This window comes from Candidatus Vicinibacter proximus (genome assembly GCA_016713905.1).
Lineage (GTDB): Bacteria > Bacteroidota > Bacteroidia > Chitinophagales > Saprospiraceae > Vicinibacter > Vicinibacter proximus.
The window spans coordinates 892880-907811 of record JADJOE010000001.1 but is presented as its reverse complement, the minus strand read 5'-3'; the positions used below and the strand labels follow the sequence as shown (position 1 = coordinate 907811).

Annotated in this window: 8 protein-coding genes; 1 reads left to right on the top strand and 7 read right to left on the bottom strand. The window is 36.2% G+C overall.

From position 1 onward, the window contains the following. Nucleotides 1–25 precede the first annotated feature (25 nt). Nucleotides 26–799, top strand: coding sequence for a tetratricopeptide repeat protein (locus IPJ83_03580; protein MBK7879630.1), 774 nt, complete (start codon nt 26–28; stop codon nt 797–799). A gap of 50 nt (nt 800–849) precedes the next feature. Here IPJ83_03580 and IPJ83_03575 read toward each other — a convergent pair whose 3' ends face one another. The 7 genes from IPJ83_03575 to IPJ83_03545 form a co-directional block, all read right to left on the bottom strand. After that, nucleotides 850–1599 (bottom strand): hypothetical protein, encoded by a 750-nt coding sequence (locus IPJ83_03575; protein ID MBK7879629.1) that lies wholly within the window; start codon nt 1597–1599, stop codon nt 850–852. Between the two features lie 9 nt (nt 1600–1608). Continuing rightward, on the bottom strand, nt 1609–2619 hold the full coding sequence (locus tag IPJ83_03570; GenBank protein MBK7879628.1) for a multidrug transporter: 1011 nt from the start codon (nt 2617–2619) through the stop codon (nt 1609–1611). Between the two features lie 1126 nt (nt 2620–3745). Then, complete coding sequence (locus IPJ83_03565) at nt 3746–4285, bottom strand: hypothetical protein (protein ID MBK7879627.1); 540 nt, start codon at nt 4283–4285, stop codon at nt 3746–3748. Between the two features lie 916 nt (nt 4286–5201). Beyond that, nucleotides 5202–6302, bottom strand: a complete 1101-nt coding sequence (locus IPJ83_03560; protein MBK7879626.1) for a hypothetical protein — start codon at nt 6300–6302, stop codon at nt 5202–5204. Between the two features lie 469 nt (nt 6303–6771). After that, on the bottom strand, nt 6772–9192 hold the full coding sequence (locus IPJ83_03555; protein MBK7879625.1) for a T9SS type A sorting domain-containing protein: 2421 nt from the start codon (nt 9190–9192) through the stop codon (nt 6772–6774). 427 nt (nt 9193–9619) lie between these two features. Further along, nucleotides 9620–13378 carry a pre-peptidase C-terminal domain-containing protein gene (locus IPJ83_03550; protein MBK7879624.1) on the bottom strand — a complete coding sequence of 1253 codons (3759 nt, stop codon included), beginning with the start codon at nt 13376–13378 and terminating at the stop codon, nt 9620–9622. Nucleotides 13379–13548: 170 nt separating this feature from the next. Next, nucleotides 13549–14922, bottom strand: coding sequence for a hypothetical protein (locus IPJ83_03545; protein ID MBK7879623.1), 1374 nt, complete (start codon nt 14920–14922; stop codon nt 13549–13551). Nucleotides 14923–14932: the final 10 nt, after the last annotated feature.

The window sequence follows — 14932 nt, the reverse complement described above, 5'->3', positions numbered from 1 at the left end:
ATTTTTCAAAATTCAATTACCAAAAATGAAAATATTTTTTTCGCTTTTTCTGACCTTCCTATTTTTCACCTCTGCACTGAACGCGCAAAGCAGTTCTAAACCGCTCAAACCAAAAATCAATTCCATGCAGAAAACCACTACCAGACCTAAGGACAAAAGGATGGGATTGGGGTCCAGGGACATGACAGAAAAAATAGAAAATAATGAAGTAGCAGAAGCTTTTGTGGAATTGAAATCCGGTAATTTAGAACAGGCAACCAAACAATTTGAAAAATATTCTCAGCAAGACCTGGACGCAGCATTCGGCTATGGACTCGCATTACACCAACAAGGGTATACCAAAGAGGCCATTAAAGTTTTAGAGGAGGTAATCCTGAAAGATCCCGATCATACAGATGCCATGTACGAACTGGCATCCATTTATTTTGAAATCGATAATTATCCAAAAGCAGAAGAATACTATCTTAATATCCTCAGACTAGATCCGGAAGATGACTTTACCTGGGAAGACCTTGGTTTTCTGTACTCCATGGTGGAAGGCCTAGATGCACAGGCGATCTATTGTTTCAAACAAGTGATTAAATTAGACCCGGAATATCCTGATCCACACTTTGAAATAGCCAGAATCTATGCATTGACAGGTCACAACCAAGACGCTATTCAACAACTTCAGCTAGCCTGCAAAAAGAAATTCGAAGACATGAATTCCATTTCGGAAGATGAAGATTTTAAAAGCATACATGAGTTACCGGAATTCAACTCGCTCATGGAAAAATGCAGCACAGATGAAATAAAATAATTTAATCAATCAGGAATAGATTGGATCTGAATTTTAATTTTCTTTAAAATTTACTGAATTAAAAAATGATCCAATAAATTCTTTCTTTCTCCTGTATCCAAATTGATTACATCAAATCTCTTGGCTGTAGTAAAAGATCCCATGTCGCTGTCGCTGTTAATCAGAATAGCACCCATCAAAATAACGTATTTACAATTGTATTTGGTGGCAGCAACCAACTCGTTGATACGTTGATCAATGGCTTCATATATAACTTCCGTGGCTTCGTACAATGGAATCTCTGAGGTTAAAATCCTCTCCTTTTTCTGAAATAAAATTTGTTCAATGGTATTCATTTGATAATCCATTTCTGTAACTTTATCAGGCGTAATTTCTTGATTCATCAATTTTCTCAAAGCCCCTTTTGCAGCACCACAACAGCCGGTATTATTTGTCTGGCCAAAGCGGTGAATCTCACCGATCGCTCCACTTTTGGTGATACCTATATGCGGTCCATAATAAATAAAAACACCGCCCTCGTCCGGTACATGACCGGCAAATGCTGCCATCCCGGTAAGTCCAGTAAATGGAAATCCATCGAGGCCTCCCATTTTAAACGGTCCTAAAAATTCTTGCGTCCTTGCCGGATATTGTATGCTGTTGACATCATCGCTGCAAATGCTGTCTGCAATCATGATTTGTCTGGGCTCCAGATCCAATTCATTTTCAACAAAATCAATGAGCATATTCACGCTGTCAATGGTGGTCATGGCGTGAGGGTAAATCTTACGAATGATGGCTAATTTCTCTCGTTTCTTCATGTACTTAAATTATAAAATAATATTATTGGTTGCAGTCATTGCCGGAGGCAAATCAGTTTCTCCCAGCATTTCTCTTAAATCTATTTCAATAGTACGACTCATTTGTGAAATGGGGACATCGTTTGCACTGCCTTCAAATGGATTCTCTGTACTCTCTCCTACCTGTTCAAGCGAGGTGTACACCCAGGAAATCAAAACACTGAACGGAATAACCAACCAAACCATATGACCTTTCATCATGCCCTCCATGGCAAGATTTAATTTATCAAACTCAATGAGCATTCCAAAAGGCAACAACAAGCAAAATAATTTAACAAAGAATGCATTGATGGTAGCAAATTGTCTTGGATAGGGAAAATTCTTTATTCTCTCACTCCGTCCCTGATGATCATAAAATTCCTTGAGCAATTTTTCCATTTCTACAAATTGTAATTGGTCAATCTTCTTCAATTCATATAATTCTTTCAGCGTTGCAGACTGCAAACCAATAATTTGCACAGCCCTATTTTTGGTGTTGAGAATATATTTTAATTCATGCTCATCTAAATATTTTTTTAATTCATCTTCCAATGGAATGGTTCTTTCCGGAATGGAATAAAAATTCATAAATTCCGCATTGTATGGTTTGGTTGTAGTTTCCCAAATCCTGCTGTCCCTCATCTGATAACGCAAAGCCGTCAACCAGGCAAAATGACGATAAATCAACAATTTGCTGCTGGTCTTATCGTCTTCAATAAAATCCCTGCACCAAAGGCCCCAGGATCTGCTGGAATTTAAAATCGAACCCCATATCTGTCTTGCCTCCCAGGTCCTGCTGTAAGTCTGTGTATTCTTAAACCCCACAATAAATGCAGTGGCTGTTCCCAACAAAGCCACCACCGTCCATGGAATGGCTACCCACTTAAAACCCATGTACTGATACAAAAATGTTGGAATGATACCGATCACCAACAAACTGTAAATGTTCCTTCGGGTCCAAAGAATAAATTCTTTAAATTTATATGAATTTCCTGCGTGCACGATTATATTTCTTTAAAATGTAGATCTAATTTATGGAACAATATTCACATCGGCGCTAAGGTATAAAATTGCCAGGAAATTAAGTTTAAACTTATAAGCAATTAGCTTAGAGCATTCTGGAATGGCCAAATGGGATGATTGTCCATTTCACATGCAATGGAACTGATAAATTTGTTATGTTAAGAAATAAAATAGAATACCAATTTTATAAAAATTGGAACACAAATATCATCATGTAAAAAATTTTTATCAAGATGAAATTAAATGAAAAAGCCTTAGCCCGTACGGTGATTAAAAGCAGTACCTATTAAAACGCAAGTATTAACTCAGGTCCTTACTTTGTATCCAATAGTCATTTCTCATTGTCTAATAAATCCTTTAGTCGCTTTCGCGCCTGCCTGCCGACGCAGTCAGGAAAGGTTCCTCCTGAAGGCGAACAAGTCCCTCACTTATCGTGCTGTCGTACGATACCCTGCCTAAGCACAGATCGTTCAGTCATGCATCCCAGCTTCAAACATTACGTTGATTAAAAGAAGTAACAAACAAAGTCTATGTATACTTTTGGTGTTTCTATCTTGAAATTTGTCGATTAACCTTTACCTTTCAAGTTAGATTTACCATGTTTACATAACTTCCAAATTCAACTTTTATATTATATTTCTAATTGGCTCAAGTACTTTCCTTGCAAGCAATGCCTTAAATAAATAATTCTCCTTGGGTTCCTTTGAAAACTACAATTAATTTAAGTTTTATTTAAATTGTGTTAGAAAATAGTTTCACTCTATTGCCAGTTAATCGCTCATAACAATTAAGCTTTATGATGGCTGACCAATAGGGAAGGAGTTAATCATATTTGGTGTATTTAGAGAATTCTCTTTTCCATAAATTGTTACCTCTATCACTTATGAAATTCCTTAGATCTTTCTTTTAATAGAATTTATATTCATTAAAATAGTCTGAATTTACCTTTACCGGAAACGAAATAGTATCTGCGAAGCAACTGCAATTGAACAAACCAAAAGATCAGATCTTAAAAATTACCTTTGGTAAGAATCCATAGTTAAGAACATTTAGATGGCATCTATCTCCGTAGATTCTTAGTTATCATCAATTAATGTAAAAACAATTACTTCCAATTAATTTTTCCATAAAAACTTCCGTTTGTAATGTCAATGGTATCAGGAATAGATCCATTTGAAGGCCACCCTGAATTTGAAATCACTCTGGCTTGAAAACTTCCCCTGACATCGCCGGTTTTCATATTAAGTTCTTTGATTTCAACATAATTGTTCGAATCAGCCTCAATAATACTATAATTCTCTAAAACAGCATCACCTTTGAATTCTTGATATGAAAAATTGTACAAAGTATCGAGGTATGTTGGATAAATAGGATTAAAATAGAATTTCCCAGTTTTCAAGAAAACTTGATCAATTAAAATTTTGCTGCGCACTGATCTAGCTTTATTGTAACCCTCGACTAAGATAGCCACACAGGTATCTGGAAAGCAATATTTTTTTGCTTTAAAAATACCGGTACTGCCTTTCCATTCTACCTCATCAAGCCTTGCCTTTCCCTCTCCATAGAAGCCATCGTTATCAAAAATGCTGTTTTTTTCGCAAGATAAAATCGAAATAATGGTTAATAATATATACACTCTTTTCATTACTAATGAATTTTAATAATTTTAGTTACTTGTGCCTTTTCATCGATAACCGCTCTCAAAAACAATATGTATATGTCGGCAAAGCTATTTGAACATTTCACTATATGGTGTTTCAACTTAATTCAAAGCTAATTATTTTTGTTTATAGTTAATAATATTATTTTATTAAAATTAATGGACAAGGTTGTTTGATACTTCATAGCTCATAACATTACTATGATTAATAGTAGTACCAATCAAAGTCTACGTACAACCGCTTTCGCGGTTCCCTTACTTATCGTGCTGTCGCACGATACTCAGCTGAAGCAGAGATCGTTCGGTCATGCTTCTCAGCTCATAACATTACGGTGATTAAAAGCAGTACCAAACAAATTCTACGCATTTGAAGAAAATTTACAGAACAATATACCCATACACACCGAGATATAAAATTGCCAGGAAATTAAGTTTAAGCTTATAAGCAATTAGCTTAGAGCATTCTGGAATGTGCAAATGGGTTGATTGTCCATTTCACATGCAATGGAACTGATAAATTTGTTATTTTAAGAAATAAAGTTGAATACCAAATTTATAAAATTTAGAATGCAAATTTCATCATGTAGAAAACTTTTATCGAGATGAAATTAACCCAAATTTGTCATTAGAGTTCGTAGTGAGAGTCAAAAGAGCAACAAAGGCAAGACTCCTCGCAAGAAATTCGCGCGGAGTTGAAGTCATATTTCATTGAGCACGAATTTCGAGAAGAGGCTTGCATTTAAAGCTATTTTGGCTTGAAATAGAATTCTAATGACAATTTTATGATTAAATAAAAAAAGCCTTAGCCCGGATGAGGGACTAAGGCTGGCATTTAGTAAGTAAGTCTGGTATTAACCCATTTTTAAAATCCTTAAAATGCAAAACGTATCTTAAATTATGATTACATGCTAACGTGCATTTTATTACCGAATCGGTAAGATATTCCTACACTCACAGAATAATCTGCAAATGCTGCGTCTCCAACCACTTTTGTTCCGGTGTCAGCCGATCTTAATTTGTCGGAATAACTTTGTACTCTGTTGCGCTCTAAAGCAAATGGCACTGCAGCAAAAATATTCAATGATTTGATCTGATAAGATATCGTAGGTTCTGCAGCGATGACATATCCGGGTCTTCTGAAACCATTGCTTCCACCAATCAGGTCTTCACTTGGAACACATTCCATTCTTACGCCTGCTGTAATTGCAAAATTCTTAAGGTTGTAATTCACTCCACCACGGATCAAATATTGATCTGCAACACTCATCGTATTAGTTTTGTATTTAATGGCAGTGGCACTTGCTGTTCCTCCTCTTGTTGTAGATACGCCGTTTTGTTCACGTGGATTAGACAAGTAATAAAAATTACCATACACCCCAAGTGATCTGACAATGTTAAAAAATCCATTGAGCTCAAATGAAACTCCTGTTCCTCCATCACCCAACTGGATAGATTGATCTACCGGTCCAAAAGAATAGGTAGTGTCATTCTTGTAGAAATAGTCCTGATAATTGTAATCACCGGTAGGTAATTTTAAACCGAGACCTACCTGGAGATTGCCTTTGCTGGATGGCTTAAATAACCATGCGCCCACTGTAAATCTTACATCTCCCATTCCGGTTGCAGAAGTAAAATGTCTGGTCTTCCCATCATGCTCATAAAGTGATGATCTGGAAGTGGACTGAAATGGCAAAAACATACTTATCGACCATCGATCTCCTAAAAACTTAGTTAAAGAGAGATCAAAATTGTTGGTGTAATTTCTTACATCTGAACCATTGGCAACCCTTTCTTCCTCTTCCTCTTTTCCTCTGAAATGACGGAAAGATTTGAAATTCCTATAGGAGGCATTAAACTGCCATCCATCATTAGGTTGCGTACTGTTTGATTGCAATCCACAACTAGAACCCGTACTGCGGATGGCAACACATCCTTGTCCCATCAGCTTGAAACATGCGAGCAATGGGATCAGAATAAAAAATTTGAGTAAATTTCTTTTCATGAGAATTTAATTGAATTTGATTATTAAAATAGAAATAGTCCTTAACCGGGATCAAAGGTATTTGGCCATGACAGGGTAGCTACATATTTTTTACGAATACACGCAATTAGCTGATGAACTGTACGAATTAAATGATTGGGTCCGGAATAACTGCCGATGGATTGTATAGTTATAAAAGTCTAACCAATTAAAAATTTTAAGTTCTCTTTAAGAAGTGAATAAAACATGCTGTATCGATCAATTTATTTTTCGCCTTCATGTACTCCTAAATGTTCCAAATAATTTTGAACCAAATTATTATATACCTAAACAAACCATACAAGACCTTGCAATAATTCTCAAATTAAGACTTAACCCTATTTAAACTGATTACATCTGTAAAATTGCATAGGATAAATTTTATATAATAAAATAAGGCAATGAATTAAATTCATTGCCTTGAGAAGAAAATTTTATTCAAACAAATTATTTATTCATGTTGGATCATTTGCTTGAATACTTTCGAGCTGCCTCCACTAACAATCTTTACTAAATATATACCATTAGGAATATCCTTAACATCCAAAACAAACTTATCCTCATTCCTTGTCTTCTTCACAATATGCTCTTTTCCACCCAGATCAAGAATTTGTACATTCATCAAATCTTTAATTCCTTCCGGAAAACTTACGATTAATTCATCTTTTGCAGGGTTAGGATAAACCAAATAATTAGATTTATATTGATCTGCTACAGCGACCGGGGAATTATCTTTCCTGCAACGATGCCATGCAATATCAGATGGATCAAAATACAACAAATCAAAAGTGTAAGTCCCCGGGCTAACTTGCAGAACAGCCGGAGTTGGGGTATTACTTTTATTAAAATACCAGCTTACTTGTTGAAAATTCACATCCGTACTCAAAGTAAGTTTGTTTCCGCTGTAGCTGGTATTGATTAAATTCGCACACCTTCGATGATCACACAAATAAACCCGCGTGCAGCACAATCTCCAACCAAAGCCATCCCAATATCTAAAACTAATGGTATATACCCTGCAAAAAATATTTACCGGCGGAGCATAAACAATACTTTTAGTGGTACCAATCTCCTCACCGGTTTCATCTATACTCCATTGCACAGGAATTGAAGCATCCATATTTCCAACAAAATCAAATTTGAATTTATCAGAACTAGGCATAAGCCCAACAATTATACCATTGCATTGAAAGGGGTCACATAAATAAACGCGCCGACAACAAATTCGCCAACATCCACAAGCTGGATCAAAATACCTTACTGAAATGGTATAATACCTACAGTCAAATCCCAGAGGTGGATACCATTGTACCGAAGAAGTTTTTCCCAATGAAAGTTCTTGTGTAGAATCTATCACCCATTCAAAAGAACTGTAATTCTTTGCCTGCGCATCCTTTAATGAAAAATCAAATTTTCGTTGGATCGGATCATACCTGTAAATAATATCACCGCACAGAAATGGATTGCAAAACCACAATTTCCTGCAACAGAATACCCAGCATCTCCGGTGTGGGTCATAAAATTTACAGCAGATAACCTGGTCTCTGCAATTCCAATTTGGTGGCAAAGGATACTTCTTTTTGTCAAATACTTTGGTATTGCTTAGATTGTCTCCAATTCTCCACTCTTCAATATTGGAACCTCCTACATCTTCCGGCAGCGTAAAAGAGAAATAATTTCCGGCAGGATCATATCTTGGTTGAATATAAGTACAGAAAAATGGCATGACTACACAAATTCTGAAACAACAAAAAACCACACATCCATTTCCATCCAAATATGGAAAACATACTTCATAATCTCCGGCCCCAGGAAAGGTATAGTTAAACTGCGAACTTGACCCACCTGTATTGGTGATTACTCTGCCTGTTAAATCTCTCACCATCCATTGTTCCCCGGGCGCAATAGTATATGTAGTGGTAAACCTATAAGTGAGTGATATACCATTTCCAGTATAATCAAAACTTATCGGACCAGCTATATCACAATCTTCATAAACTACCGGACAATACTTTTTACATTTTAATTGAACCAAAGATGCACAGGACTTCAAGCAATCATATTCCACAACCACATAATAAACACCTGGTTGAACCCTTGTAAATTTAAAATCATTTCCCAGTTTAGTGGCTTTGGAAAGACATCCACATCCTGGAGCAATTAAAAACATATGATCTGCACATGGTGTATTAAATGTTAAATCACTTTCATCATTTACCTCTACTTCCCAAATCAATTCAGTTCCTGAAAATACGGTTCCTGAACATCCAGGATAAATATCAATAGTGCCGGCTGAACATGGCCCAGGACAAGCGAAATTGACAAATTGTGAATTTTGTAAATTACAATCAAATGTCGAACTTGCATCTCTGCTGCAAGGACCTCCTACTTCTCCTCCTTGATCACAAATAACTCTTGCAGGTGTCTTTTCTTCTACAGTTATTCTTACGCGCCAACCTCTTTCAACAATACTGGGATCTGAAAAAAATCTAAATCTTAAAGATTCCCCTGAGCAAAGTGTTCCGGCCCAACCCAAATTTGGACTACACAAATCTTCGGTAAATGAAAACCCTCCACACGGGATGTAAGAAATAGTTAAATAATCAAAACATGGATTGCCATCTGCCTCCACTTTGTAATCTTCAAATGAATAAAATATTCTTGATCCTGCCCTGGGATTCAATAAAATTTCTGAATTGTTTATATTATTTGCATAATTTCCTCCCGATCCTCCATTATCATAATAAAGATAAGTGCCTGGATTCAAAGTTAAAGAAACTGATCCACTGACCGGATGCAAAATAGTTGTTTGTCCGGCTGCAAAAAAATGAAAACAAAATAAAAGAATAAAATAAAAGTAAAGATTTTTCATAAGTTGATTTTTACACAAATATGAAATCAATCTAAATCAATGTAAATATAACTTTGGTTAAGGACCTGTCTTCCAGTTGTGTAATTTGAAAAATAGGAAATTTAATTTATAATTCAGAGGAAATCTATCCAATATTTATTTCAGACATGAAAAATTTTTATCTAACGAAATTCCGTTCCTTACCTTTTATCTTTAAATTAAAAAAATTATTGAAGTCAAATTCAGCAATGAATTCAATTCTCAAATACACACCAACTTCCATTATCCAATTATGTATTTAAAATATATAAACAAATAAATTTTAAATCACTGTACAAATATTCTTAAAAATAGTACCGGTAAAATTTTATTTTCCCAATTGAACAAATAAAAATTCAGGCAGCATGGTTCATACACTACCTGATTAAAAATCTATATCAAAACAATTTTAATGCTGAATAAATACTTTCTTCAGAATGTTCCTGCCATTTTGTTCTAATCTAAGAAGATACATTCCATTGCAAATATCTCGGACATCCACAACTATTTTTCTTCCTTCCTTTTTAACATGAACGTTGACCTCCCTTCCATTCAAATCATACATCTTAACTGCTTGGGTATGAACATAACCGTCTATAAAATCTATTATAATTTCATCTTGTACAGGATTTGGGTAAATGTTTACCTGATCTGCAACTTTTGAATCAGTGGAATTTACATTTGCAATTTCTACTCTACCTGTAGCTGTATCAACCTGTATTTTACCTGACCGGTCATAAACCAACAATGGTACCGGAGAATTTACAAATTGAATGGGTGTACTCCGTCCGATATTTCCCTTCACTTGAAATACAAATTTTGCAATGACTGTCCCATCATTAACGCTCTTTCCGGTACCCAGATCAAACCACGTAGAAATCAATTTTCCGGGACTGGTAGTCGCTTCAAAATTTCCTGCACTCAATCCCAAAGGATTATTGGCCGGAGCTTCAAAATTAAGAAACTTGATTACAGTGGTATCCCATTGCAAGGAATAATCCATGGATGTAATATTTTGAAAGCCGGATGCGCTCAGACTTAAAGTGACCAACGAATTTGGCTGGGCCTTGTGCTTTGAAAGACTTAATTTTAAAGGAGCTCCACTGCGACTGTTTAATTCATCTTGACTGAACGTAGATGTATTGTCCACATCACCTACTTTAACCCCAATAAAGTCTTGCCCTATGGCCGATTGCCCAAGGTTGTTTAAATCAATCTTTTCACTCAGATTTCCAAGAAATGGATTGGTGTAATCCGTAAATTTATAGGACTTCGGAATAAATCTCCAGGAACCGATTGGCAAAGTGGTGGAATCACCTAATATTAATCTTTGCGTCAGATACAAATCACGACCATTGATCAGATTGTCACCGTTATAATCTCCTGCGATAATACGATAAGGAGAAATTATTTTTTCACCCAAAATATGTCTCTGCATTAAGTAAAGATCCCTGCCATTCAATCCATTTCTATAATTGGTATTCTTCTTAGGTTTGATAGAAAACGAACCTCCTTTTGGCAAACTGGCAAAACAATAATTTCCGGAAACTTGATTTACCCCACTTTCAATTTTTGATCCTGACAAGTCCAGAGTAACACCGGTAATTGCACTGCCATCTTCTTTGGTTACCTCTCCGCATAATTGTACCAAGCTTTCATTCACTGTCACAAGTCCATCTCCTATTTCCAGGCTAACCGTTTGTAAGACCCCATTATTATTCGCCAGCCCATATGGGACCGTTGGCTTATCGGTAATGGAAATCACAGTGCTGCCGGAAGTAGCTTTGATTTTTAAAATTAAATTAAATAATACTTCTCCATCCGGCACAGTGACAGTGGGCATATTGGAAGAAAACCAACTTAAACCAATGTTTGAACTGGATACTAAATTATAAGCCGGTGTAATGGCCTTGCCTTCGACACCAATTATATTTAAAATACTGGGGTCGTCCACCAATACTGAAAATTCCATTGCCGCCATATTTCTAAAATTACTTGCAGTAATCGGATATTTTAATTCCTGACCAGTCTCTCCCACCAAACCCATTGGTAAAACAATTCGCGGACGCGGAATGGTACCACCACCCGTCGTGCAACTGGCCTTGATGGTATAACTACCTACTTTATCATAATACGATTCAACCACTGCATAATATACTCCCGGACCCAGCATAGGACTGACTGTTTCATTTTGGGTACCTGAATTGAAACTGGAGGCCACACATTTATCCGGATCGCAATCTGAAAGTACATACAAATCAAAATCAGAACCGGAGGACATTCCGGTCAAATCTACCTTTACAGTTTGTGCCTGATTGATGGTGAATTGATAAACTTTTTCTTTTCCTCTTCCTGCAAAACCATTCAAAGATCCCGCAGTATTTTTTATACCACAGTAAGAGCTTGCATTATTAATTCCATCAGAATTACTTTCATTCAGCGCTTGATTACAAGTCAATGCTTTAGCATTCAGGCAATTTAATACGCCACAGGTCAGTGTAATTTCAAAAATTCCATTATTACTTGTTCTGGCTCCATCCACGACTATGTAGTAAGTGCCATTGGGTAAATCATAATACCTGATTAATTCTGCATTTCCACCTGAAGGTCTGGTTGGATAAATACTCTTGGCAATGCAATTCAATCCTGTGGCATCACATCGGTTATATAGAAACACATCAAGGTCAGTGTTGCTGATCAAACTGATATCCAGATTTCCCGTTCCATTATTCATTTCAAATTCATACACGACATCTCCTCCATCGAATGGAGAATTAGTATTATGACAAGAAGTATAATCAGTTTTACTGAAAGTAGAAGCCACGCCTACTGTTGTTCCGGACAATGTTTGACCACATTGGATAGGAATGGCATTTTGACATCTACCGCTGGATCCACATTCACTTTTTAACTTGACAACATGAATATCGTTATCCTCTTCATAAAGACTTGAACCACTTCCCCACGCAATCGTATTTCCGGCAAAATCACTGGTCACATCATTCATTGGAAAATCACTAAAATCAAGATCAACAGTACTAAACCAAAGAAAACTTTTCATGTCCAGCTCTCTTTTCTCTACAAATGGATAAAAGACAATAGACGACCAGGCATTTCCAGATAATAGCAGCTTATTATCACAACTCAATCCAATTCCAAAAGTGGTGGTGGCTCCTGTAAATGAATATTTATCTATTTTTTCAACTGCAATAAAATTTCCACTGGAATTCAATTTGAGTAACCATTTATAATGATTTACTCCAAAGGGACCTTTTTGCTCTCCATCCTCACCACAGGATGAACCTAAAATAATAATTTCCCCATTTGGAGTTAAAACCATATCTCTTGGAGAATCAGATGTGGGGCCTCCATAATTTTTTTCCCAAATGGTGTTCAGATTCAGACCAATTTTTGTCAACTTAACATTGAACTTGTCTGTTCCTTCACCCCAAAAGCAACCCTTTTCGTCCATGGGTGTGCAACCCAGTATGAGGAAATTATTATCACTTGTCTTCTGTATAAAATTATGCACATTAGGCCGCCCGGTGAAGTTATCATTCATATAAGAATTTGAAATAACCCTGCGTGCAATTTCATCACCTTGCTGACTCAACCTGATGAGAAACAATTCACTCCATTTGTATCCTAAAAGTATAAAACCCTCTGATGTATTAACAATAGCAGCTCCATTTAAATTGTCACTTGGAAAATCCTTAATACTTTTTCGCCAAATCAAAGAACCATCAAATTTGTTTAACTTAACTACCGAATAATCAGTTGAACCCACTCCTGGAAAATGTTCACGACTGTATCCAGCTATTATAAGTCCATCATTAACCTCCACTGCGGCAGACCAAAATCCATCATAGAGATCAGAAATAATGGGAGATTTTGACCATTTTATTTTTCCTTCTTCATCCAATTTTATTACAATTCCTTGTACATCCTTTTTACAACTTGTACAAAAATTAAAATCTCCATCATAGGAATCTGAATTTCCTAATATGTAACTCCCTCCATCAGTTGCCGGCAAAACTTGAAATACATTATCTCGTTTTGAACCATATAGAGCTTTCACCCAATTCACTTCAGGACTTACCTGTGCAACTAAAAAGGAAGTAATTAAACTATTTAATAAAAATAAAACGAAAAGTAAAAAATGTTTCATGAATAAATTTTTTAACGGTTAATAACTGATAACCACACAAAATTATCCACCATCATTACCAAAAAAATATAACTTTAGTTAGTCTTGAACATAACAATAAACCAGATAAAATAAAAAAGGCCGGATATACCGGCCTCCTGGGCTTCTATAAAAATGTTCTCTAAAATATTTTAACCATTAAAGATCTTGTTCCACCATCTTAATAAGCAACATTTGGGAACGGTGTGATCCTTGATTTTAATAATCAATACATCATTTGCTCCTTTTCCGGCAACCGTAATATCTCCGGAAATGCGCGAAGAACTGGTGCAGGCTATTAAATAATGTCCAGGTTCATATTCAATAAATGATGCAGCAGATTCATCTAAATTTCCTCCAAATGTTTTATCCCAAACCAACTTCCCATTTTTATCTAATCGCACTAACCAAATATCTCGACCTCCTCTTGAGGTGTCTGTTTTCATTCCACCTTTATCGGAGAGACTCACAATTGCGGACATTGTTCCACCATTATAAGTGGAAGACATCCACGATATTGCATCGTCCCTGTTTGCTCGAAAAATGATCGTATCTTTTCCCTTACCTTTCTGATCCACTAAGTAAATTGATGCATCAAATTGAGGTTTGGATCCTGAATTCACGCCAATATTTCCGGAGACCCAATGTTCATCGCCAATTTCAAACATAGCGCGTGAGGCTCTGTCCGCAATAGAAGTCCCCAGGGCCAACTGATAATTTATTTTGCCCCCAGAACTTATATTCAAAACCCAGATGTCATCATTACCAATGAGTGGTACAGTCTTATCACCATTGACTTGTGACAGTGAAGTTCCGGAAATGGTGAATGACCCATCAGATAATGCCAGCGCGCCATCTACCGTATCATCATGATTCCCTCCCAAAGTCTTCTCCCATATAATTTTGGCGTTCTGATCTATTTTTACCACCCAATAATCATACCTTCCTCTTGATTTTTCTGTTTTGTCTCCCGAGATTCCGGAAGCACTTGTACCACAAGCAATAAAATTTCCATCTTTAGTTCGTACAAAAATATTAGGACTGTCCGTGCTGTCTGCACCAATTGATTTTTGCCAGCTTATATTTCCGGTCCGGTCTATTCTGATCAACCAAAAATCATCTCCCCCTTTACTTGCAACTGTCTTATTTCCGGAAATTCCGGAGGAAGAATTTGCCAATATCAAATATCCTTCATCCGCCATTTGAAATGCGCCAACGGGACTATCAGATTTGTTCCCGCCAATTGTCTTCTGCCACTCCAGTGTATCTTGCTGATTAAATTTTAACAACCAAATGTCATAATCTCCAAAACAAGGTTCAGTCTTATCGCCGGATATTCCAGAATTAGAATAAGATAAGACCAGATATCCTTTGTCCTTTGTTGGAATAATTTTATTTACATTATCTAAGCCCGAGCCACCGTATCTTTTCTGCCAAAATATTTCCTGACTCTGGATGGAATGGGAAAACAAAAAAATAAACCCAATGCTTACAACACTAATGAACTTTCTAATCATATATTTCATAAAATAAATA